Source organism: Achromobacter sp. 1012554356, from assembly GCF_059760815.1.
In genome coordinates this window covers 24411-46088 of record NZ_JCBANC010000033.1, presented here as the reverse complement: position 1 = coordinate 46088, position 21678 = coordinate 24411, and the positions used below count along the sequence as shown (strand labels likewise).

Here is a 21678-nt window from a genome sequence, read left to right as displayed (position 1 = left end):
ATGGCTGCCATCGCAACCTTGCGAAACGCGGTGTGGGCCGCGGCCGGCTTCGTGCTGGCCGGCTTCGGCCCGGTCCTGAACGGAGCCGCCGCGGCCGCCACCCTGGAGGTCGCGGCGGGCGCCGATCTGGCGCAAGCCGTCGCCACGGCGCAGCCCGGCGATACGCTGCGCCTGGCGCCCGGCATTTACGCCGGCGCCGTGATCATCGACAAGCCGCTCACGCTGGAGGGACCCAAGGACCGTTCCGCCGTCATCGCCGGCACGCGCCAGGGGCGCACCCTGTGGATCAAGGCCACGGACGTGTCGCTGCGCAACCTGACCGTCACCCGCTCGGGGCTGGACCTGCCCGCCATGGACGCAGGCATCTTCCTGGACCGCACCGCGCATCGCGCCGTGGTGGAACACAACGACATCCTGGACAACCTGTTCGGCGTCTATGTATGGGGTCCGCAGGACGCGCTGGTGCGCGGCAACCGCATCGTGGGCAACAAAGAGCTGCGCGTGGCCGAGCGTGGCAACGGGGTGTCGCTATGGAACACGCCCGGCAGCGCGGTCGTGGACAACGACATTTCCGCCGGCCGCGACGGCGTCTTCGTGAACACCAGCAAACAGAACCGGTTCACCGGCAACCGCTTCCATGACCTGCGTTACGGCGTGCACTACATGTACACGAACGACAGCGAGATCAGCGGCAACGTGTCCACCGGCAACGACATCGGCTTCGCCATCATGTATTCGCACCGTCTGGTCGTCACCGGCAACGTGGCGGTGAACAACGTGGAACAGGGCCTGATGATGAATTACGCCAACGACTCCAACATCTCCGGCAACACCGTCGACGGCGCCGGCAAGTGCGTATTCATCTACAACGCCAACAAGAACCGCTTTGCGGACAACCATTTCTCCAACTGCGATATCGGCATCCATTTCACGGCGGGCTCCGAGGGCAACCGGATCTCGGGCAACGCCTTCATCAACAACCGCAACCAGGTCAAGTACGTGGGCACGCGGGTGATGGAATGGTCTGATAACGGACGCGGCAACTACTGGAGCGACAACACGGCCTTCGATCTGGATGGCGACGGCATTGCCGATACGGCCTACCGTCCTAACGACGTGGTGGACCAGTTGCTGTGGCGCGCCCCCGCCGCGCGCATCCTGCTTAACAGTCCGGCCATCTCGGTGGTGCGCTGGGCACAATCGCAGTTCCCCGCGATCCTGCCCGGCGGCGTGATCGACAGCGCGCCGCTGATGAAGCCTGTCCGGGAACCGCGCGCTGACAACGACGCCATTGCCGGCCCGAATCTCGACGCGCATCTCGACGCGAGTCTTGCCGCAAAACCCGACGCAAAAACCGGCGCGAAGCGCGCCGAGGACAATCAATGAGCAATCCACTGGTGACGCTTGCGGGCGTCAGCAAACACTATGGCGCCCACCGGGCCATCAGCGTCCTGGACCTGGACCTGCGCGAAGGCGAATGCGTGGCGCTGGCCGGGCACAACGGCGCCGGCAAGAGCACCCTGATCAAACTGATCCTCGGACTCATCCGCCCGACGCACGGGCGCGTCACGTTGTTCGGCCAGGACGCGCACAGCCCGGCCGCCGCGCGCCTGCGCGACCGGATCGGCTACCTGCCCGAAACGGTCGCGCTGCATCCCGCGATGACGGGCGCCGAGACACTGGCTTTCTACGCGCGCCTGAAACGTCAGCCCGTATCGCGCAACGCGGAACTGCTTGAGAAAGTGGGCATCTCCGGCGCGGCGCACCGCCGCGTGGGCGGCTATTCAAAAGGCATGCGCCAGCGGCTGGCCTTGGCGCAGGCGCTGCTTGGCGCGCCGCGCGTCCTGCTGTTCGACGAGCCCACCACCGGCCTGGACCCGGCCTCGCGCCTCAAGTTCTACGAGATCGTGCACGAGCTGCGCGCCAGCGGCGCCACCATCCTGCTTAGCACGCACGCCTTGTCGGAGCTGGCCGGCCACGCCGACCGCATCGTCGTCATGAAGGCGGGCGTGAAGATCGCCGACGGCGGCATGTCGGCGCTGCGCCGCGACACCGGGCTGCCGATCCGTATCAGCGTCACACTTGGGCCGGACAACGCATCCGCCCCGCCCTCCTCGGCCTGGCGCCAGGTCGACGCCAGCCGCTATGAACGCCTGTGCCACGAATCGGACAAGGTCGAGGCCATCCGCAGCATCGGCGCCATCGGGGCGCCCATCAGCGACCTGGACATCCAGGTTCCAGGGCTTGACGACATCTACGCCCATCTGCTTGAACGGGAAGACGCATGAACGCCGTAAGCACAATCATCGGCAAGGAAATCCGCGACGGCCTGCGCAATCGCTGGGTCCTTGCCACATCGCTCCTTTTGGCCGCGCTGGCGCTGGCGCTGGGCCTCTTGGGTAGCGCCCCCACCGGCGCGGTCAAGGTCGATCCCCTGACCGTCACGGTGGTCAGCCTGTCCAGCCTGTCCATCTTCCTGGTGCCGCTCATCGCGATGCTGCTGGCCTACGACGCCATCGTCGGCGAGGTCGACCGCGGCACCATGGCCCTGCTGCTCAGCTACCCGGTGTCGCGCTGGCAGGTCATCTTGGGCAAATTCATCGGCCATCTGGTCATCCTGGCCATCGCGACCGGCGCGGGCTATGGGTCGGCGGGACTGGCGCTGCAATGGGTGTATGGCGGCATGGACGCCAGCGCCTGGCGGCCCTTCGCCATGCTGATCGGCGCCAGCGTGCTGCTCGGCGCAAGCTTTCTCGCCATGGGCTACCTCGTCAGCACGCTGGTGCGCGAACGCGCCACGGCGGCGGGCATCGCACTGGGGGTGTGGCTGTTCTTTGTCGTCATCTATGACATGGGCCTCTTGGGTGTGCTGGCTGCGGATCAAGGCCGCCACGTCACGCCGGGCATGCTCAATGCGCTACTGCTGGCCAATCCGTCCGACGTATACCGGCTGCTGAACCTGACAGGGTTCGAGAACATTTCCATGTACGCGGGCATGGCCGGCGTCAGCGATCAGGCGCACATGCCCGTGCCGCTGCTGGTGGCGGCGCAATTGCTGTGGATCGCCGTGCCGTTTCTGCTGGCCGCCTTCTGCTTCCGGAGGAAACAGCTATGACGCTGCAACGTTGGGCCGCAATAACGGCCTTCTCGGCCATCATGCTGGCGCTGTCGGCCTGCGGCGGCGACGAACCCGCCGCGGCGCCGCCCGCACCGCAGGCGGTCTCCGCTGAGGCCGTCGGCCACTACTGCGGAATGATGCTGCTGGACCACACGGGGCCGAAGGGCCAGATATTCGTAAAAGGGCGCGCCGCGCCGGTGTGGTTCTCGTCCATCAAGCAGGTGTTCGCCTACACGCTGCTGCCCGAAGAACCCAAGGGCCTGGCCGCCATCTATGTCAACGACATGGCGGCCGCCGGCCCCGATGGCGCGGCGGATCTGAAGGCGTGGGTCGATGCCCGCCAGGCCTTCTACGTCATCAACTCCAGCTTCATCGGCGGCATGGGCGCCGAAGACGCCATGCCGTTTTCGGATCAGACGCGCGCGCAGGCTTTCGCGCAGACCCACGGCGGACGCGTCGTGCGCTTTGCCGACGTGCCCGAGGACTACGTGTTTGCCCAATAGCGCGAACGCCCGCCGCCCTGATTGAATCGCCCTTACTTTTTGCGCCTCACCTGGTTGATAACGCCATGCACTCTCCCGCCCGTCGCCGCTTCCTCGGCATCGTTGCCGCGTCTTCCGCGCTGGCTCTCGCTCCCGGTTTCCTGCGCCGCGCGCATGCGGCCATCGCGCCGGTACGCTGGCAAGGCGTGGCGCTGGGCGCGGACGCGGAACTGCGGCTGTATCATCCCGACCGCCTGGCTGCCGAACAGCTCATCGAACGGGCGTTGCAGGAACTGCGGCGGCTCGAGGGCGTGTTCAGCCTGTACCGCGACGACAGCGCGCTGTCGATCCTGAACCGCCAGGGGTATCTGGCCGATCCGCCCTCCGACCTGGTCCGGCTGCTCAGCGAAAGCCGGCACTACGCGGAATTGACCGGGGGCCTCTTTGATCCGTCCGTGCAGCCGCTGTGGCGCGTGTACGCCGACCACTTCGCGCAAACCGATGCTTCCCCCGATGGCCCCGCACAGAACGATATCTCTCGGGCGCTGCAGTCCGTGTCGTACAGAAACATCCAGGTCGACCCGCAGCGCATCCACCTGCAGCCGGGCATGGCGCTGACGCTGAACGGCATCGCGCAGGGCTACATCACCGACCGCGTGACGGACCTGTTTCGCAACGCCGGTCTGGAGCGCGCGTTGGTCGACATGGGCGAGATACGCGGACTGGATGCATCGGCCAACGCTACGGGGTGGCGCGTCGGGCTGGCCGATCCGCTGTCGCCCGACCAGATCCTGGCTCAGGTGCCGATCAGCAATCAGGCGCTGGCCACGTCGGGCGGCTATGGCACGCCGCTGGATGCCGCGGGACAGTATTCGCATCTCTTCGATCCGCTCACAGGACAGGCAAGGCCGCTGTACCGCAGCGTGTCCGTCATGGCGTCCACAGCCACGGCTGCCGATGCGCTGTCCACGGCGTTTTCGAACATGCCGCTGGAACTTACCGCGGCGCTGGTGCGCAGCCTGGGCGTGCGGGCGTGGATGGTGCTTCCCGATGGCCGGTTGATTGCGCAGTCCGCCGAGACCTGATCGCGGCACGGCTGCCTGCGCGAGCGTCGGGCACACAGATTTCGACCCCGGCCAAACCGATTATTTCTCCCAGCGTAATAAAGAAGTGCGCCCAGAGGTTATTCCTCTAAAAATCGTTCGGTTCCACACTGACGGCACGGTTCGGGAATTGTCCCGCTCCGAAAACCCACCCCAGGAGCCGGACCTTGAAAATCCACCACCACCCGCTGTCGGGCCATTCTCACCGAGTGGTTCTCTTCGCATCGCTGCTTGGCCTGAACGCCGAGCTGGTCGAAGTCGATCTGAAGTCGGGAGCCCACAAGAAGCCCGAATTTCTCGCCCTCAATCCCTTCGGCCAAGTCCCGGTTCTGGAAGACGACGGCGTTGCCATTGCGGATTCGAATGCCATCCTGGTCTATCTCGCCAACAAATCCGGCCAACGCGCCTGGCTGCCGGAAGACGCGCGTGGCGCGGCGGCCGTCCAGCGCTGGCTGTCGGTGGCGGCGGGTGAAGTCGCCTACGGGCCGGCGGCGGCCCGGCTGATCACCGTGTTCGGCGCCGGCTTCAACGCCGAAGAAGTCATCGGGCGCGCGCACGCCCTGCTCAATAAGCTTGAAGCCCACCTGGCCAATCGCGAGTGGCTGGCCGCCGATCATCCGACCATCGCTGACGTCGCCATCTACAGCTACCTCGCCCGCGCGCCCGAGGGGAACGTCGATCTTTCGGCGTACACCGCGGTCAAGGGTTTTCTCGGCCGAGTCGAGGCCTTGCCGGGCTTTGTGCCCTTCGTCCAGACCCCGGCCGGGCTGACCGCCAACGCGTGACGGCGTCCTGAGCACCGACGGTTTGGTCCGCGGTCCATCCCCCCAGCGAGAAACGAAAATGGCCGAGACATCCACCAAGTTGCCCACCTGGCATGCGGGCGAAAAATTCATCCAGGAGAAGGTCGGCGTCGCCGAACGAATGGAAGTGGTCGGCCAGCGTGTCGTGCGGGACTACATGCCTGACCAACACCGGGACTTCTACGCGCAACTGCCCTTCATCGTGCTGGGAAGCGTGGACGCCGCGGGGGACGCCTGGGCGACGTTTCTTGAAGGCAGACCGGGCTTCATGTCGTCGCCGACACCGGCGACGCTCGATATCGCCGCCCGCCCGGATGCCACGGACCCGGCAGGCCGCGGCATGATTGAAGGCGCTCCGGTCGGCCTGTTGGGCATCGAGATGCACACGCGCCGCCGCAACCGCATGAACGGTGTGCTCGCACATGGCGTGGATAGCGGTTTCCGGGTCGGCGTCGATCAAAGTTTCGGAAACTGCCCGCGGTACATTCAGCTCCGCGACTTCACCTTTGTCCGCGATCCCGGCGTGCCCGCGCCGGTGCAGGCCGAGGAACTGGCGGCCATCGACCCGGAGACGCGGGCGCTGATCGAAAAATCCGACGCCTTTTTTGTCGCGTCGTACGCCGAGCGTGAAGACCGCCGCCAGGTCGATGTCTCCCATCGTGGCGGCAAGGCCGGGTTCGTCCGGGTGCATCAGGACGGCACGCTTACCATTCCGGACTTCAACGGCAACCTCTTCTTTGCCACGCTCGGCAACATCCTGCTCAACGGCAAGGCAGGACTTCTGTTCGTCGATTTCGAGACCGGCGACATGCTGCAGATGACGGGCGAGGCTCAGGTCATCCTGGACGCTCCCGACATCGCGGCATTTCAGGGTGCGGAGCGTCTATGGACATTCCGCGCGCACAAGATCGTGCGCAGAAGGGGCGGCCTGGCCCTGCGCTGGAAGTTTCAGGAGGGCGGCTGGTCGGAGAGTTCGTTGATGACGGGCGATTGGCAGCAAGCCGATGCGCGGTTGCGCGCGGCGGAATTTGCAACCCGTTGGCGACCCTTGAAAGTGCGCAGCGTCGTGCAGGAAAGCGAGTCGATCCGATCGTTTCATCTGGCGCCGGACGATGGCGCTGGACTGCTGCCGCATCTGGCGGGCCAGCATCTGCCCATACGCGTCAACGTCCCGGGATTGGATAAGCCGGTCATTCGCACCTACACGCTGTCGGTCGCACCGTCGGATGGGCATTACCGCATCAGCGTCAAGCGGGATGGCCAGGTCTCCCAATACCTGCACGACCACCTGCATGAGGGCGACACCATCGACGTGCGGGCGCCGGCGGGCAGTTTCACGCTGGACGCGCAGACGAATCGCCCTGCAGTGCTGATGGCGGGAGGAGTCGGCATCACGCCCATGCTGGCGATGCTGCGCCATCTTGTCTATGAAGGGCTGCGCCGGCAACGCATCCGGCCCACTACGCTGTTTTATGCCGCGCGCGCCAAGCGCGAACGCGCGTTTGATGATGAGATTGCCCAGCTGGTTGCCGCCGCAAAAGGCGCAGTCAAAGTCGTTCGTGTGCTCAGCGATATCGCCGATGCCCAGGACGGCATTGATTACGAAGCCTCGGGCCGTATCGATATGCCACTGCTCAGCCGGTTTCTGGCATTTGGCGACTACGAGTTCTATCTTTGCGGCCCCCCGACGTTCACACAGGCCATCTACGACGGCTTGCGCGGCTACGGCATCGCCGATGAAAGAATCCTCGCCGAGGCGTTCGGACCGGCGTCGTTGACGCGCACGGGTACGCCCCATGCAGATAAGCCGGTCCGCTTGCCGCCAGCCACGGCCTCCGTGCCCATCGCGTTCATGAATTCGCTGAAGGAGGCACGCTGGACCCCGGGGTCCGGCACGCTACTTGATCTTGCGGAGACGCGCGGACTGAATCCGGAATTCAGTTGCCGTGAGGGGAATTGCGGGACGTGCCGCACCAAACTGATCAAGGGCGCGGTGACCTACATAAAGGAACCCACCGCCGAAGCCGGTGAGGATGAGGTCCTCATTTGCTGCGCGGTGCCCGCCATGCCGCTGGGCGAAGAAGAGAATCGAATCCAGTTGGCGCTCTGACCCACGTGCAGTATGCGGCGGGCCGCTAACCCGCGCGGGTAGCGTCCTGACGCAGTGAAAAAAAACCGGCCGCCAGGGCCGGTTTCTGTTTGCGCGTCGCGCCGATCAGGCCGCCGAGGGCGGGTTCAGCGTGGAGAGCATCTGCGTGAAGATCTTGGGGCTTGCGGCCAGGACGTTGCCGCTGTCCATCCAGCCTTGTTCGCCATCGAAGTCGGCGACCAGACCGCCCGCTTCCAGCACCATCAGGCTGCCGGCAGCTACATCCCAGGGCTTCAGGCCCACGCCGCAGAAACCGTCCAGGCGGCCGGAGGCCACATAGGCGAGGTCCAGCACGGTCGAGCCCAGGCGGCGCACGCCGGTGGCGCCTTCGGCCATCTGGCGGAAACGCTGCGAGCCCTGTTCGGGATCGCCGGCATTGGGCCAGTGCGCGCCCAGCAGCGCGTCGTGGTAGCGGGTGCGGCCCGAGACGCGCACGCGGCGGTCGTTCAGGAACGTGCCGCTGCCACGGCTGGCGGTGAAGAGTTCGTTGCGCGAGGGGTCATAGATGACCGCTTGCGTGACCTGGCCGCGCTGCGTCAGCGCAATCGACACGGCGTAATTGGGCAGGCCGTGGATGAAGTTCGTGGTGCCGTCCAGCGGGTCGATGATCCACTGGAATTCCGCCTGGTCGGGTCCCTGCAGACCGAACTCCTCGCCCAGCACGGCGTGGTCAGGGTAGGCTGCGCGCAGCGTTTCGACGATGGACTCTTCGGCGGCGCGATCGACTTCCGTGACATAATCGCGCGGCCCCTTGCGAGCCACGCTGAGTCGTTCCAAATCCATGCTGGCACGGTTGATAATGGTGCCGGCACGCCGGGCCGCCTTGATGGCGATGTTGAGCATCGGGTGCATAAAATTCCGTACGTATGCGATGAGTTGGCTTGATGATAGGCCGCTTGCCGCCCCCCGGCACGCCGTCGCCCCCGCGGGGAAATCGACTCAAAAAACCAGGAAGGCACGAAGCCAAACGTGCCATTTTAAATGACTCAAGCATTTTCACGTGTTCGCTTCGTAATGGTGAACCCCAGCCACCCCGGAAACGTCGGTTCCGCGGCCCGTGCGATCAAGACGATGGGCTTCTCGGAACTGGTCCTGGTGGACCCCAAATTCCCGGATGTAACAAGCCAGCCGGAGGCCGTGGCGCTGGCCAGCGGCGCGCTGGACGTGCTTGAGAACGCCCGCATCTATCCGTCGCTCGAGGAAGCCCTGGCGCCCGTCACGCTGGCTTTCGCGCTGACGGCGCGGGTCCGCGACCTGGGTCCCCCGCCCTGCGACATCCGGCAGGCGGCCGATCTGGCCTGCGCTCACCTGGCGGACACGGCCGAAGGCGTGGCCGCGATCGTGCTGGGCACCGAACGCGCGGGGCTGACGAACGCGCAGATCGCGCTGTGCCACCGCATCTGCCACATCCCGGCCAATCCCGAGTACAGCTCGCTGAACGTCGCCCAGGCGCTGCAATTGGCCGCCTGGGAGCTGCGTTATGCGCTGCTGGTGGATCAGGGCGCCGAGCTCTTGCCGCGTTCCACTGCCCAGGAACCGTCGCGTGGCGCGGAACCGGCTTCCAGCGAGGCGGTCCAGGCGTTTCTGGCGCACTGGGAGGAAGCGCTGGTCGGCGTGCAGTTCCTGGACCCTGCCCACCCGAAGAAGCTGATGCCGCGCATGCGCCATTTGTACTCCCGCCTGTCGCTCACCCGCGACGAAGTGGACATGATGCGCGGCGTCTGCACGGCGATGCTGAACGCGGCCAAGAAGAAATAGCGGTCGTGGCGCCGGCTGAAATCAATCAGCTGGATCAAACGCACAAATAAAAAAGGGACGGCCCAAGACCGTCCCTTTTTACTAAGCCCTCCGCCGGCGAGTGACCGGCAGAGGCGCCGATCAGTCCACCGTCGCGCCCGAGGCCTTGACCACGGGGGCCCAGCCTTCGACTTCCGACTTGATGAACTGGCCGAATTCGGCCGGCGTCGTCTTCACGCCCACGGCGCCCAGCTTTTCAAAGCTGGTCTGCACGGCGGGCTTGTCCAGCGCCTGCTGCATGGCGGCGTTGAGCTTGTTGATGACTTCCGGCGGCGTGCCGGCGGGAGCCAGCAGACCAAACCACGACGACACGTCAAAGTCCGTGAATCCCGATTCCTTCATGGTCGGCAGGTCCGGCGCGCTCTTGGAGCGGTCGGCGGTGGTGACGGCCAGTGCGTTCAGCTTGCCCGATTGGGCATGCGGCCAGGCCGAAGGCATGTTGTCGAACATGAACTGCACCTGGCCGCCGATCAGGTCGGTCATGGCCGGGGCGCTGCCCTTGTACGGCACGTGCAGGACGTCGATGCCCGCCTTCATCTTGAAAAGCTCGCCCGCCATGTGGATGGACGTGCCGCTGCCGGACGAGGCAAAAGCCAGCTTGCCCGGGTTCTTCTTGGCGTAGTCGACCAGTTCCTTCACGGACTTCACCGGCACCTGGGGATTGACCACCAGGATGTTCGGGACCTTGGCGCCCAGGGCGACCGGGGCGAAATCCTTGGTCAGATCGAACGAGACGTTCTTGTACAGGGTCTGGTTGATCGCGCTGGTCACCGCCACGAACAGCAGCGTGTAGCCGTCCGGCGTGGCGCGCTGGACCTGGTCGGTCGCGATGTTGCTGCCGGCGCCCGGCTTGTTTTCGACCACGAATGATTGACCGAGGGACTCGGTCAGTTCCTTGGCCATGATGCGGGCGATCACGTCGGTGGTGCCGCCGGCCGAGAAACCGACCACGATGCGGACAGGCTTGTCGGGATAGGCTGCGTGGGCGGAACCCAATGCAAATGCGCTTGCGGCGGTGGCCAGAAGGGTGGCGGCAAGGCGCCGCATGCCAGGCTTGTGACCTGTAGTCATAATGTCTCCGTGCGGGTACTGTCCATTAGATGGACGATTCGAATTATTGGATGGACGCATTCTGCGCTATACAGGCGGTGGCCATCAAGGTAGAGTCCACCCTACGGACGATGGTTTTCCCTCGTTCGTTTGTTGATAACCCTTAGTTTTCAGAGATCTGCATGCAAGACAGCGATGCCGCGGCCGCGGGCCCACGCACTCTGCGACGCGGCCTGGCCGTGCTGGCCGCCCTCCGTGACCAGGGTCCGGACGGCCTGAGCGTGACCGATATTGCCCGGTTGACCGGCATACAGCGGCCCACCATCTACCGGTTGCTCGCCGCCCTGCTCGACGCGGGCCTGGTGCTGCCGGTCGCGGGCACCAAGAAATACCGCGCCCAGCTTGCCGTCGATCCGGACACGCGGTCGCGCGATCCGCGTGTGCGCCAGCTCCTGCCCGTGCTGCGCCGCCTGGCGGACCGCACCGGTGACGCCGTGTTCCTGGTGGTGCGCGAGGAAGACGACTCGATCAGCCTGCATCGCGAAATCGGCAGCTATCCCGTACAGATCCTTGCCACGTATGCCGGCAAGCGCCAGCCGCTAGGCGTGGGCTCGGGCGGCATGGCACTGCTGGCCGCCCTGCCCGACGACGTGGCGCGCGGCATCGTCGAACGCAATTCCGGCAGGCTGGACGAGTACGGCGGCATGACGCCTCAGGAAATGTTCCGCCTGATCGAAAACACGCGCGCACGCGGCTACTCGGTGGTCGGCAACCACGCGGTGCGCGGCGCGCTGGGCGTGGGTTGCGCTTTGCTGGACGCGCAGGGCGCGCCCCTGCTGGCCGTCAGCGTCACGGCCATCATCGACCGCATGCCCGCGCAGCGCCAGCGCGAGATCGCGGGCTGGATCAAGACGGAACTGGCCCGGCTTGCGATGCCGGCCTGATTGGCGGGTCGCCAAGATCGATCAAGCCATCTCGCCATCTCGCCGTCGAATAAAAATGGGCGCCTCCAAAGAGGCGCCCATTTTCATGACTGACAAAACCAAACCCGCAATCAGGAAGCCGCCGCGCCCGTCTTGGGGTTCTGGATTTCGCGCAGCGGGATCGGGGCCTGGAAGCCGGCCTCTTCGAGCGAGCGGCGGATTTCCTGGTACAGGCTCCAGCGCAGGTCCCAATACTTGCCCGACTCGGCCCACACGCGCACGTTCACCGTAACGCCGTTTTCCTTGTAGTCGAACACCTTCACCTGCGGCGCCGGGTCCTTCAACGCGTCGGGACGCGCGTCCACTATCTGTTGCAGTTTGGCGACCACCGCATCCAGGTCGTCGCCATAACGAACCGGCACGGGGATGTCCAGACGGCGCGTCTTGTTGCGGCTGTAGTTGGTGATCGTGGCGTTCCAGACCGTACTGTTGGGCAACGTCATGTGGATGCCGTCACCCTGCACGAGGCGCGTCAGAAACAGGCCCACTTCCTCGACCGTGCCATCGGCACCCGAGCTGAGCGCGATGTATTCGCCCGCGCGGATCGGACGCAGGATCAGCAGCATGATGCCGGCCGCAATGTTCTGCAGCGTGCCCTGCAAGGCCAGACCGACAGCAAGACCCGCAGCGCCCAGCACCGCGATCAGACTGGCCGTCTGCACGCCAAAGCGCGCCAGCACCGCGATCACGGTGAAGATCCGCACTGCCCACATCACGGTCGTGGAGAACATGGGCACGATCGTGGGATCGATCTTCGGCGACCGCGTGGCGGCCCGACGGACCCAGTTGCCCAGCAACGACGACACCCACCAGCCAATGCCGAGAATGAGCAAGGCGACGAGCAGATTGATGCCCATATCCATCAGTCTCGGGGCCCAGATATAGAACTCTTTTACGGCCTCATCCATGGAACCTCCTGCGAAAAAAATCGACGGAAGAATGTATCAGAAGCGGCTTGCACAAAGCGGCGCGACGCCCGACGGGAGTGTCAGGCTTTGTAAAGAGAAGCAGCGCGAGCCACTACGGGGCACGACGTAGGACTGATTCCGGTGTCTGACGTCAGCGATAGGCGGAGGTGTCTGACACCCAAGGCACACCGCTGCAATCCCGAGGCCGTCTCCCCAGGGTGTCAGACACCGGCACCAGCACGCAGCATAGGTCTTGCCGCGCTGGCAGGCAAAGCCGCGTTACGCAGGCACGACGCGGAAGTGGTTGTCCCAGGAGACGTCGCGCGACGGGGGCAGGACCGGCTTTTCATTGCCCTGCGCGTCAGTGCGGATCATGGCGCCCAGACCGCTGCTGACCAGAAAGCCCGCTTGCGCGGCGGGTGCGACGCCGCAGCCGTCGGCAAGCGACGTGACGCCCAGGCATTTGCCGCTGGCTGCGTCCCAATAGATCACTTGCCCGCCGACCGGGCTGGATGTGGCCACGATGCCGCCGGATGCGTCGACCGCAACGGAGCCCACATAGTTGCGCATGTTGCGCAGCGTCTCGGCCGGGCCTTCAAACAGTTCCAGCGCCGCGCCGCGGCGATGGCGGCCGACCAGCGCGGGACGATCGGCGGCCGGGCCCATGTATTGGCAACCGAACCACACCGCGCCATCGGCCGCCAGGGCTAGATGCCGGATCGACAGCCGGTGCAGCGCCGGCGCAAGCTCCACCTTCTCCAGCAGTTGCCCCGTGGCCGCGTCGATATACGCGAGCGACGGCCGCATGGTGTCCAGGTTCAGTTCCAGCTTGCCGTAGTCCGGGTGAGTCAGGATGCCGCCGTTGGCCACGCACAGCGTTTTGCCGTCGGGCATCAGCACGACCTCGTGCGGCCCGATGCCGCCGGAGTCGAACTCGCCCACGCGCCGGTAGCCGCCGCCGGGGGTGGCGTCGTACAGACCCAGCACGCCGCGCCCGCCTTCGAAGTCGTTTTCCGTGGCGGCCAGCAAGCGGCCGCCTTGCACGAAGGCGCCGTGGCCGAAGAAGTGCCGGTCCTCGGGCAGCGGCAAGGCCGCTGGCTCGCCGCCTTCCAGCGAAAAGCCCAGCGCAAAGAAGCCAGGCTGGCGGCCAAACACCACGGCGCGCTGCGCCGCGGCGTCGATCGCAAAACTGTGCCCGCGCGCGGGCATGGGAATCGCGAGGCGATCGCGGCCGGTCTGATCCAGCACCACCGCCTCGTCGCGCCCGCCGCGCTTACGCGCGGTCAGGTACAGCGGTCCGCCATCGGCCGGCAGCGCGGCGCGCGCGGCGGCGGGCGACAGGCCCAGCGCCGCGGCCAGCGCCAGGAAGCGGCGCCGGTCAATCTCCATCGAGCGCGTTGAAGCCGATGGTGACGCCCAAGGCGGGCGCCAGGTTCTCGTCGACGATGGCCTTCGCGTTCTTGAGCGTCAGCGACGCGAGGACCAGCAGGCGGCGCCCATCCTCGCCCGCCAGCGCCTGATCCAGCGGGGCCGGCACCGCACGCAGCGTCTCTACGGCGCTGGACAATTCTCCGCGCACCGACGCATCCATCCATTTCTCGCCCGCGGGCAAGGGATAGCCGCCGGCCACGTAGAAGGCCTTCAACGCATCCAGGTTGGCCGCCAGCAGGCTCATGGACAAGCCGCTGCGCCAGAATGCCGCGCGCTTGGACCGCGCGGCTTGCGGCGAATCGCCCAGCACCGGCTCGATCTTCACGTCGCGCGCGAACTGCAGCCCGGTCGACAAGGCCTTCATGGCCTCGGCCGCGACTTCCTGCGAACTGCGATAGAGGTCATTGCCCGGCTGGGGCCTGGCAAACTGCCGCCCGAACTCGCCTTGCGCGCTCCAGGCTTCGCCCAGATCGCGCGAGATCGTCGCGACGTTGGCAGAGACGGCCGTGGCGTAGCCGCAGGCATACGCAAAGCCGGGCGCGCCGGTGTCCTTGAGCAGGTCGGGCTCGCCGTACAGCACATATTCGAGTGCGGGCAGACCCTGCACCGCCACGCTGCGGCCGGCCAGCGCGCCCGGTTTGAGCAGCCCGTCGTCCTTGGCCGCGATCAGCGTCTGCACCTGACGGGGCATCACGCCGCGCGTGTCGGGCCAGAAGGCCAGGCGCTCGAAACGGTTGGCCTGCACCAGCGGGCCGAAGCGCAGAATCTCGACGCCCGACCACGCGTGCGCCAGCGTCTTGAACGCATCACCGACGCGCGCGGCGCCCGCTGCGTCGGGCTTGGCGCACCAGCCGCCCAGCGCGCCTTCCAGCGCTGCGGCGGCGTCCGTCATCTTCGCGACAGCAGGCCGGGCGTACTCGCGCGCCAGGCGTTCGCCCAGATCTGCGGGTAGCGCGGCCTGCGCGGTAACCGCGGCGATCGGCGCCGCCAGCATCAGCACCGCAGCCGCGGCGCGCGTGAACAAAAGGCGGGCCATTACAGGGACTCCAGGAAGCGGATCAGGTCCGCGCGTTCTTCGGGCGTCATATCCACGACGCGGTCGCGCGCGGGCTTGGCCGCGCCGCCATGCCACAGCACGGCTTCCAGCAGCGTGCGGGCGCGCCCGTCGTGCAGCCAGGTCGCGTTGGGGTTCACGGTCTTGGTCAGGCCGATGCCCCACAGCGGCGGCGTGCGCCATTCGCGGCCCGTGGCCATGCCGTCACTCACGCCATCCGCCAGGTCGTCGCCCATGTCGTGCACCAGCATGTCGGTGTACGGCCAGATCAGCTGAAAGCGATGTTCCGGCTGCTTGGCGTTGCGGCTGGTCACGTACTTGGGCACGTGGCAGGCCACGCAATTGGCTTCGTAAAACAGCTTCTTGCCCGCCAGCACGCGCGCGTCGTCCGCATCCCGCCGCATGGGCACGGCAAGGTTGGTCGAATAGATGGTGACGAAGTCCATCAGCTTGCCCGGCACTTCCTCCGCGCCGAAGCGTGGCTGCGCGCCGTGCGGCATGTCCAGGCATTGGGTCTGCGCGGGCGTGCATTCGCCGGAATGCTTGGGGAACATCGGCGTGGATAGGCCCATGTCATTGGAGAACGCGGCAGCGCTCTGCTGCTCGACCGTCGGCTGTCCCGCCTTCAAATTGAACCGGCCCAGCACGCGTGCCCCGGTGCGCGCATCGGTGACCCAGTTAGCCTTGCCGACGATGCCGTCGCGCTTGTCCGCGCCGACGTTCGCCAGGATGTCGGACTCGTGGATCGATTCCAGCAGCCCCAGCCCGATCATCGGCGGCGCCAGCCGCGGCGAGATCTGCGTGTCCGCGCGCATCGGCCCGTAACCCAGGTTCTCGATGCGATACGTGGGCTTCATCAGCGTGGCGGTCTCGCCGCCGCGCAGCGCCACGGGTACGGCTTCGTATTCGATTTCCATGCGGCCTTCGGCGGGCAGGCCCGCGACCGCGAAATTCTGCAGCTGCACACCATAGACGGGTTCCGGCAAGGCCGCGATCTCGTCGGCGCCCAGCTTGGGATGCCCGCGATCGGCGCCTTCCGGCACGGCCAGGCGCAGCAGCAGCGCAACCGCATCCGTGCGTTCCAGCGGATCGAAGCCCGGCACCGTGCCACGGCCGTCCTTCGTGTGACAGGCCTGACAGGAGCGTGCGTTGAACAGTGGTCCCAGGCCGTCGGACGCCTGCGTGGACGAGGGTGCGGACACCCAGTCCTTGCGGAACAGGCCGTTGCCGACGATGAACTCCTGGCGGCCTTCAAAACTCATGTTCGCCGACGGCTGCGAAAAAATGTCGGCGTTGATGAGCTTGTTGGTCGTCGCGGCCCCGGCCTGCATGGTCTCGAATGTTTCGACCTTCGAGAAATCGCGGGTGGGCGCCGTGATGGCGGTGACGCGCTTCTGGTCTTCGGGCGTCAGATCGTCACGCCCGCCGGGAGCGGCGGGCGCGGCGGCGGCGACGGCATGAACCGACGCCGCCAGTACGGCGGCTAATGCGAGTTTCACTTGAACACGGCGTCGGGTTTATCCAGGCTGTCGGACCCTTCGATGGCAACCTTGCCCAGGTCCAGCAGCGTGATCACGCGTTCCAGGCTGCGCGTCTGCGCGACCAGGCTGTCGATGGCAGCCTGCACCACCGCGTTGCCCTCCTTGTTGCCTTCCGCGATCATCTGGTCATACGTCTCGACCGTCTCGGCCCGCGTCTTCATGGCCTGCATGGCGGCGACCGTGGCGTCCAGCTTGGCGCGCACTTCGGCGTCCAGCTTGGGATCCTTGGCCTTGACCAGTTCGGACAGGCTGGCGCCGGTCACCTTCTTGCCGTCGATGCGCGTGTACGAACCCAGATAGACATTGCGGATGCCGATCTGGTCGTAATAGTGCGAGTTGTGCGTGTTGTCCGAGAAGCAATCGTGCTCTTCCTCGGGATCGTGCAGCATCAGGCCCAGCTTCATGCGTTCGCCGGCCAGTTCGCCGTACGAGAGGCTGCCCAGCCCGGTCAGCATGGCGATGAGGCCGGCCTTCGGGTCCTCTTCGACCGCCTTGCGCGCCGCGCCGTCCTTCTTCCAGTTGCCCACCATTTCTTCGAGATCAGTCACCAGCAAGTCCGTTACCGCCTTCAAAAATTCAATGCGGCGTTCGCAATTGCCGCCGGTGCACTGTTTGGGGTCAAAATCCGTATGCGGGCGATTGCCCGAGTGACGCTCCTGCGGCGTGCCCTTGCGATCCGCGGGCGCGGCGCCGGTGCCGTTCAGGTCCTGGCCCCACAGCAGGAATTCGATCGCGTGATAACCCGTGGCCACGTTGGCCTCGTTGCCATCGGCCTCGTGCAGCACTTCGGACAGCAGCTCGGGCGTGATCTTGCTGACATCGACCGTCTTGCCGCCCACCGATACCTTGGCGTTGGCGATGACGTTCACAGCGTAGAACGCGTTTTCGTCGTTCTCCGTGCCGTAGGACGCGTCGACATAGTCAATCAGGCCTTCATCCAGCGGCCAGGCATTCACGCGGCCTTCCCAGTCGTCGACGATGGGATTGCCGAAGCGGTAGGCCTCGGTCTGCTGATAAGGCACACGCGCCACGATCCACGCTTCGCGCGCGGCTTTCAGGGTTTCGGCGCTGGGCTTGGCGACCAACGCGTCGATGGCGTCGCGCAGCTTCTTGGCGGCCGTCAGCGAATCCTCGTAGCCGGCCAGCGCCAGATCGGAGTACGTGGCGACCACGGCCTTGGGTTCGACGGCGGCTTGCGCCACTCCGCCGTACACCGCGGCGGCCAGCACCGCACCCAATAGCAACTTGCGCATCGTCTTTCTCCCGTAATTCGGACGGCCCGCCCCCGCGGCGGTCCGTTCCGGCTTGAATTTTGTGGATGCGAGTGTAAACAATTTTCGTTTGATATTCAGGCGCCGTTCAGTTAGCTGACAAATTTTTGAACGAAAACGCCTACCGGGCCGACCCCACCCGCGGCGCAATGACCGAGGCAGTGAACTGATCCGAAGCGCGGCACGCCAGTTCCGCCACGAGCCGGATCGCGTCCGAGCCGCCGCTTTCCAGATAGCTCACCGCCAATTGTTGCGGCGGCACCGGCAAGTCAGTGTGAATGATCTGGATCTCGCCACGCGCGACGTACTCATAGAGGGGCGGCAACGGCACGAGCGCACGGCCGAAGCCGCCGCGCACCAGCCGCGCGAGCGCCGAGATCGAACTGACGAAATGCACCTTGCCCTGCGGCATGCCGACCTCGCGGTACAAGGCCTTCAGCGCCTCGTGCGGCTGCGATCCCGGGCTCATCGTGAGCACCGGCTCGCCGAGCAGGTCGTGCGCCGTCATCGTGTCCTCGCCGCCCGCCGGTCCGATCCAGCCCATCTCCATCGGCAGGCAGGGCATGCTGACGATGCCCGTGTCGTTCAGCACGTCCGTCTGGAACGCGATGTCCAGCGTGCCCTCGCGCAAACCGCGATGCAGGGCGCGCACCGTCTCGGACGTCAGCTGGACGTCGATGCCGGGATACGTGGACCGCAGGTTCGTCAGAAAGCCGATCAGCCAGGTGTGCACGACGGTCTCGATGGCGCCGATGCGCACCAGCCCGGCGACCGCGTCGCCGCGTTTGCCCAACGACAGGATCTGCTGGCGGATCTCGAGCAGGCGCTCGCCGTAATCCAGCAGCCGCGTGCCGACCGCCGTGAGCTTCAATTCCTTGGCGTCACGCTCGAACAGGCGCGCGCCGATGTCCTCTTCCAGCGACGCGATGCGGTTGGCCACGGCCGCCTGCGTGATGTGCAGACGGTCGCTCGCGGCGCGAAAACTTCCTAGCCGCGCGGACCACAGAAAGGCTTCGACAAAGCGCGTGTTCATGCGCCCGATGCTACTGCCAACGCAGCCGGCGCGGGCGCGTCGTTGCCGGCGGAGGACACGTTATGTCCCCTTATGTGGTGCGTCTTGCACCAATTTGGTTCACGACAGCACCAGCCTGAGGCGAAGTGATCGCGCGCCAGGGGGCCAACCACCCCGCGCAAAACCTGGCACGGGTATTGCTTGATGACTGGTATGCAAGCTTGTCTACAAGCGCCCCCATCCAAGCAGCCCAGGAGCCTTACATGATCCATCGCAATGCACCCTACGCCTTCAACGCCACCCGCCGCCGCCTGATCCAGGGCGCCGCCATGGGCGCGGCGGCGCTCGCCGCTCCGGCGCTGGTGCGCGCGCAATCGGGTCCGGTCATCCGGATTGGCTTCTGGCCCGTGGCCGCTGGCCTGCCGTTCTACGCCGCCATCGAGAAAGGCTATTTCAAGGAAGCCGGCCTGAACGTCGAGGCGCTGAAGTTCGCGGGCGCGCAACAGGTCATGGAAGCCATGCTCGCAGGCCGCGCCGACGGCAGCGCCAACGGCACGGGCTCCGCCAATCTGGCCATCGGCGAGATCGCTTCGCCCGGCCTGTTCAAGATTTTTGCGTCCAACCCCAGCAACGCCAAGAACGTGCTGGATGAGTTCATCGTCGCGAAAGACAGTCCCATCAAATCCATCGCAGACCTCAAGGGGAAAAAGGTCGGTTCTGGTCCCGGCATCCAGAATTCCACGCTGGCCAAAGCAGTCCTGGAGCGCGCCGGCGCAACGGGGGCAACCGTGGTCGAGTTGGCGATCAGCCAGCACGTCGCCGCGGTTGCCGCCGGCCAGTTGGACGCGTGCTACACGCTGGAACCCACTGGCACGGTGGGCCGCCTGAACGGCACGACCCGCGTGCTGGAGACCGGCGTCATCGCCAAGTACGTCCTGGGCGATCCGATGGCGCCGTGGTTCGGGGGTTCTGCCTCGCTGACCACCGCCTTCCTGAAGAAGCATCCTGAGGAAAGCAAGAAATTCATCGCCGCGTACGCGCGCGGCATCGAGCTGATCCGCACCAAGCCCGACGAGGCGCGCCCCTTCCTGAAGGGCTACACCGCCATCGAAGGCCCGATGACCGAGGAAGTGCCGCTGGCCGCCTACACGCTGCACAACGAGTTCACGCCCAGCGACGTGCAGTACTTCCAGAAGTTCTTCGACCTGTTCACCGACAAGGGCGTCTTCGCGCAGAAGGTCGACGTCTCGACCATGCTTTACAAGGGTTGATCCATGACCGCGACCACGGCTACGGGCGCCACGCCCGCCCCCTCTACGGCCACCGCCGCCGCGCCGGCCAAGGCGCAGCCGGCCATGTCTAAGACGCAGCCGGCCATGTCCAAGCCGCCGCGCAAGTTCGACACCTCGCGCCTTCTGCCGCTGATCGGCCCGCTCGCGCTCTTTGTGGTGTGGGACCTGGTGGTCCGGCTGCAGCTTGTCAGTCCGGTGCTGCTGCCCACGCCCAGCGCCACCATCGTGGCGCTGGTCAAGGGCATGGCGGGCGGCCCGCTGCTGGCGGACTTCCTGTCCTCTTTGAACCGCACCGTGCAGGCCTTCCTGATGGCCGGCGTGATCGGCGTGCCGCTGGGCGTGCTGCTCGGCAGCAACGAAAAGGCCTACCGCAGCGTCGAGTTCCTGGTGGACTTCTTCCGGTCCACGCCCTCTTCCGCGCTGATCCCGTTGTTCCTGATGATCTTCGGCGTGACCGACATGAACAAGATCGCCATCGCCGCCTTCGCGGCCGTGCTGGTGATCCTGTTCAACAGCGCGTACGGCGTCATCAACGCCCGCAAGCAGCGCGTGATGGCGGCGCGCGTGATGGGCGCGTCGCGCTGGCAGATCTTCAAGGACGTGCTGATCTGGGAAAGCCTGCAGCCCACGTTTGTCGGCCTGCGCAGCGGCGTGTCGATGGCGCTGGTCATCGTGATCGTGGCCGAGATGTTCATCGGCTCGGACAGCGGCCTGGGCAATCGCATCATCAATGCGCAGCAGGTGCTGAACGTGCGTGAGATGTACGCCGCGATCCTGGCGGCCGGCGCGCTGGGCTATGTGCTCAACATTCTCTTTCTCGTGCTGGAAAAGCGCGTGGTTCACTGGAGCGGCCGATAAATGTCCACCGTCATCAACCCCGTCATCGCCCCCGCGCCAGCCGCCGCGCCCTTCCAGCCCGGCCCGCTGGGCACGCACATCACCATCCGCGGCCTGACCAAGTATTTCGCCGGCTGGCCGCTCTATGAAGACTTCAACCTGGACATCCCGAAGGGCAAGATCGTCTCGGTCTTCGGGCCGAACGGCTGCGGCAAGTCCACGCTGATCAACATGATCGCCGGGCTGATCCCCATCGATTCCGGCGAGATCCTGTTCGACGGCAAATCGCTGGCGCAGACCAAGATCGGCTACGTGTTCCAGAACTACCGCGAAGCCATGTTCCCGTGGCTGCGCACCATCGACAACATCGCGTATCCGCTGCGCCTGGAAGGCCGCAGCAAGGCCCAGGTGGATGCGCGCGTCGAGGAACTGGTGGCCTCGTTCGACGTGAAGTTCGACCTGAACCGGTATCCGTACGAACTCTCGGGCGGACAGCAGCAGACGGCATCCATCATGCGCGCGCTGGCCCCCGGACCCGAAGTGCTGTTTTTGGACGAACCGTTTTCCGCGCTGGATTTCGAGATGACGCTGTTCATCCGCGAAAAGCTGCAGGAAGTCTTTTTGCAGACCGGCACGACCATGCTGCTGGTCTCGCATGACCTCGAAGAAGCGGTGTATCTGGCGGACCAGGTGCTGCTGCTGACCAAGCGTCCCACGCGGGTCGCGGAGATCCTGGACTACACGGATGCGCGGCCCCGCACGGTCGAAACGCTGTCCGAGCCCAGCTTCATCCAGATGAAGAAACTGAGCCTGGAAATCTTCCAGCGCGAAGTGCGCAAGTAATCCC

20 protein-coding genes are annotated in these 21678 nt (G+C 65.8%); 12 read left to right on the top strand and 8 right to left on the bottom strand.

The genetic code is table 11. The features are described 5' to 3' along the window. From AC6LJW_RS17685 to AC6LJW_RS17655, 7 genes are all read left to right on the top strand, one after another. A complete protein-coding gene (locus AC6LJW_RS17685) occupies positions 1 to 1386 on the top strand; it encodes a nitrous oxide reductase family maturation protein NosD (protein WP_427986135.1) in 1386 nt (461 codons plus the stop codon). Continuing rightward, on the top strand, positions 1383 to 2288 hold the full coding sequence (locus tag AC6LJW_RS17680; RefSeq protein ID WP_498087874.1) for an ABC transporter ATP-binding protein: 906 nt from the start codon (positions 1383 to 1385) through the stop codon (positions 2286 to 2288). The genes AC6LJW_RS17685 and AC6LJW_RS17680 overlap by 4 nt, the downstream gene beginning before the upstream one ends. Next, positions 2285 to 3115 carry an ABC transporter permease gene (locus AC6LJW_RS17675; RefSeq protein WP_056563543.1) on the top strand — a complete coding sequence of 277 codons (831 nt, stop codon included), beginning with the start codon at positions 2285 to 2287 and terminating at the stop codon, positions 3113 to 3115. The genes AC6LJW_RS17680 and AC6LJW_RS17675 overlap by 4 nt, the downstream gene beginning before the upstream one ends. Further along, complete coding sequence (locus AC6LJW_RS17670; protein ID WP_056563546.1) at positions 3112 to 3621, top strand: nitrous oxide reductase accessory protein NosL; 510 nt, start codon at positions 3112 to 3114, stop codon at positions 3619 to 3621. The genes AC6LJW_RS17675 and AC6LJW_RS17670 overlap by 4 nt, the downstream gene beginning before the upstream one ends. 65 nt (positions 3622 to 3686) lie before the next feature. Further along, the gene (locus AC6LJW_RS17665; protein WP_498087873.1) at positions 3687 to 4685 is read left to right on the top strand and encodes an FAD:protein FMN transferase; all 999 of its coding nucleotides are present in this window, start codon (positions 3687 to 3689) and stop codon (positions 4683 to 4685) included. Positions 4686 to 4870: 185 nt separating this feature from the next. Then, a complete protein-coding gene (locus tag AC6LJW_RS17660) occupies positions 4871 to 5488 on the top strand; it encodes a glutathione S-transferase family protein (RefSeq protein ID WP_056563553.1) in 618 nt (205 codons plus the stop codon). 58 nt (positions 5489 to 5546) lie between these two features. Beyond that, positions 5547 to 7616, top strand: a complete 2070-nt coding sequence (locus AC6LJW_RS17655; RefSeq protein ID WP_498087872.1) for an FAD-binding oxidoreductase — start codon at positions 5547 to 5549, stop codon at positions 7614 to 7616. A gap of 105 nt (positions 7617 to 7721) precedes the next feature. Here the strand turns inward: AC6LJW_RS17655 and AC6LJW_RS17650 are convergent, their stop codons facing one another. Then, a complete protein-coding gene (locus tag AC6LJW_RS17650) occupies positions 7722 to 8507 on the bottom strand; it encodes an inositol monophosphatase family protein (RefSeq protein WP_056563559.1) in 786 nt (261 codons plus the stop codon). A gap of 129 nt (positions 8508 to 8636) precedes the next feature. On the opposite strand from AC6LJW_RS17650, the gene AC6LJW_RS17645 reads away from it, so the two are divergent. Continuing rightward, entirely contained in the window at positions 8637 to 9413 is a 777-nt protein-coding gene (locus tag AC6LJW_RS17645) for an RNA methyltransferase (RefSeq protein WP_105239791.1), read from the top strand. A gap of 120 nt (positions 9414 to 9533) precedes the next feature. Here AC6LJW_RS17645 and AC6LJW_RS17640 read toward each other — a convergent pair whose 3' ends face one another. Next, a complete protein-coding gene (locus AC6LJW_RS17640) occupies positions 9534 to 10523 on the bottom strand; it encodes a Bug family tripartite tricarboxylate transporter substrate binding protein (protein WP_056563566.1) in 990 nt (329 codons plus the stop codon). Positions 10524 to 10684: 161 nt separating this feature from the next. On the opposite strand from AC6LJW_RS17640, the gene AC6LJW_RS17635 reads away from it, so the two are divergent. Next, a complete protein-coding gene (locus AC6LJW_RS17635; protein WP_056563570.1) occupies positions 10685 to 11446 on the top strand; it encodes an IclR family transcriptional regulator in 762 nt (253 codons plus the stop codon). A gap of 110 nt (positions 11447 to 11556) precedes the next feature. Here the strand turns inward: AC6LJW_RS17635 and AC6LJW_RS17630 are convergent, their stop codons facing one another. The 6 genes from AC6LJW_RS17630 to AC6LJW_RS17605 all read right to left on the bottom strand — a co-directional run bounded on the left by AC6LJW_RS17630 (position 11557) and on the right by AC6LJW_RS17605 (position 18723). After that, complete coding sequence (locus AC6LJW_RS17630) at positions 11557 to 12393, bottom strand: mechanosensitive ion channel family protein (RefSeq protein WP_056563573.1); 837 nt, start codon at positions 12391 to 12393, stop codon at positions 11557 to 11559. Between the two features lie 279 nt (positions 12394 to 12672). Next, the gene (locus AC6LJW_RS17625) at positions 12673 to 13782 is read right to left on the bottom strand and encodes a DUF1513 domain-containing protein (protein WP_498087871.1); all 1110 of its coding nucleotides are present in this window, start codon (positions 13780 to 13782) and stop codon (positions 12673 to 12675) included. Next, positions 13772 to 14860 (bottom strand): imelysin family protein, encoded by a 1089-nt coding sequence (locus AC6LJW_RS17620; RefSeq protein ID WP_498087870.1) that lies wholly within the window; start codon positions 14858 to 14860, stop codon positions 13772 to 13774. Before AC6LJW_RS17620 ends, AC6LJW_RS17625 begins: the two co-directional genes overlap by 11 nt. Further along, complete coding sequence (locus tag AC6LJW_RS17615; protein WP_427986146.1) at positions 14860 to 16377, bottom strand: di-heme oxidoreductase family protein; 1518 nt, start codon at positions 16375 to 16377, stop codon at positions 14860 to 14862. The genes AC6LJW_RS17620 and AC6LJW_RS17615 overlap by 1 nt, the downstream gene beginning before the upstream one ends. After that, positions 16374 to 17672 (bottom strand): imelysin family protein, encoded by a 1299-nt coding sequence (locus tag AC6LJW_RS17610; protein WP_427986147.1) that lies wholly within the window; start codon positions 17670 to 17672, stop codon positions 16374 to 16376. The genes AC6LJW_RS17615 and AC6LJW_RS17610 overlap by 4 nt, the downstream gene beginning before the upstream one ends. Positions 17673 to 17811: 139 nt before the next feature. Beyond that, positions 17812 to 18723, bottom strand: a complete 912-nt coding sequence (locus tag AC6LJW_RS17605) for a LysR family transcriptional regulator (RefSeq protein WP_498087869.1) — start codon at positions 18721 to 18723, stop codon at positions 17812 to 17814. Positions 18724 to 18965: 242 nt separating this feature from the next. On the opposite strand from AC6LJW_RS17605, the gene AC6LJW_RS17600 reads away from it, so the two are divergent. From AC6LJW_RS17600 to AC6LJW_RS17590, 3 genes are all read left to right on the top strand, one after another. Then, the gene (locus tag AC6LJW_RS17600) at positions 18966 to 19973 is read left to right on the top strand and encodes an ABC transporter substrate-binding protein (protein ID WP_056563590.1); all 1008 of its coding nucleotides are present in this window, start codon (positions 18966 to 18968) and stop codon (positions 19971 to 19973) included. A gap of 84 nt (positions 19974 to 20057) precedes the next feature. After that, complete coding sequence (locus AC6LJW_RS17595) at positions 20058 to 20852, top strand: ABC transporter permease (RefSeq protein WP_498087880.1); 795 nt, start codon at positions 20058 to 20060, stop codon at positions 20850 to 20852. After that, the gene (locus tag AC6LJW_RS17590) at positions 20853 to 21674 is read left to right on the top strand and encodes an ABC transporter ATP-binding protein (protein WP_056563596.1); all 822 of its coding nucleotides are present in this window, start codon (positions 20853 to 20855) and stop codon (positions 21672 to 21674) included. The last annotated feature ends 4 nt before the right edge of the window (positions 21675 to 21678 follow it).

Bases quoted from the DNA above. Each gene is read 5' to 3' on its own strand.
- AC6LJW_RS17685 (WP_427986135.1), top strand. From the start codon at position 1: ATGGCTGCCATCGCAACCTTGCGAAACGCGGTGTGGGCCGCGGCCGGC.
- AC6LJW_RS17680 (WP_498087874.1), top strand. From the start codon at position 1,383: ATGAGCAATCCACTGGTGACGCTTGCGGGCGTCAGCAAACACTATGGC.
- AC6LJW_RS17675 (WP_056563543.1), top strand. From the start codon at position 2,285: ATGAACGCCGTAAGCACAATCATCGGCAAGGAAATCCGCGACGGCCTG.
- AC6LJW_RS17670 (WP_056563546.1), top strand. From the start codon at position 3,112: ATGACGCTGCAACGTTGGGCCGCAATAACGGCCTTCTCGGCCATCATG.
- AC6LJW_RS17665 (WP_498087873.1), top strand. From the start codon at position 3,687: ATGCACTCTCCCGCCCGTCGCCGCTTCCTCGGCATCGTTGCCGCGTCT.
- AC6LJW_RS17655 (WP_498087872.1), top strand. From the start codon at position 5,547: ATGGCCGAGACATCCACCAAGTTGCCCACCTGGCATGCGGGCGAAAAA.
- AC6LJW_RS17650 (WP_056563559.1), bottom strand. From the start codon at position 8,507: ATGCACCCGATGCTCAACATCGCCATCAAGGCGGCCCGGCGTGCCGGC.
- AC6LJW_RS17645 (WP_105239791.1), top strand. From the start codon at position 8,637: ATGACTCAAGCATTTTCACGTGTTCGCTTCGTAATGGTGAACCCCAGC.
- AC6LJW_RS17640 (WP_056563566.1), bottom strand. From the start codon at position 10,523: ATGACTACAGGTCACAAGCCTGGCATGCGGCGCCTTGCCGCCACCCTT.
- AC6LJW_RS17635 (WP_056563570.1), top strand. From the start codon at position 10,685: ATGCAAGACAGCGATGCCGCGGCCGCGGGCCCACGCACTCTGCGACGC.
- AC6LJW_RS17630 (WP_056563573.1), bottom strand. From the start codon at position 12,393: ATGGATGAGGCCGTAAAAGAGTTCTATATCTGGGCCCCGAGACTGATG.
- AC6LJW_RS17625 (WP_498087871.1), bottom strand. From the start codon at position 13,782: ATGGAGATTGACCGGCGCCGCTTCCTGGCGCTGGCCGCGGCGCTGGGC.
- AC6LJW_RS17620 (WP_498087870.1), bottom strand. From the start codon at position 14,860: ATGGCCCGCCTTTTGTTCACGCGCGCCGCGGCTGCGGTGCTGATGCTG.
- AC6LJW_RS17610 (WP_427986147.1), bottom strand. From the start codon at position 17,672: ATGCGCAAGTTGCTATTGGGTGCGGTGCTGGCCGCCGCGGTGTACGGC.
- AC6LJW_RS17605 (WP_498087869.1), bottom strand. From the start codon at position 18,723: ATGAACACGCGCTTTGTCGAAGCCTTTCTGTGGTCCGCGCGGCTAGGA.
- AC6LJW_RS17600 (WP_056563590.1), top strand. From the start codon at position 18,966: ATGATCCATCGCAATGCACCCTACGCCTTCAACGCCACCCGCCGCCGC.
- AC6LJW_RS17595 (WP_498087880.1), top strand. From the start codon at position 20,058: ATGTCTAAGACGCAGCCGGCCATGTCCAAGCCGCCGCGCAAGTTCGAC.
- AC6LJW_RS17590 (WP_056563596.1), top strand. From the start codon at position 20,853: ATGTCCACCGTCATCAACCCCGTCATCGCCCCCGCGCCAGCCGCCGCG.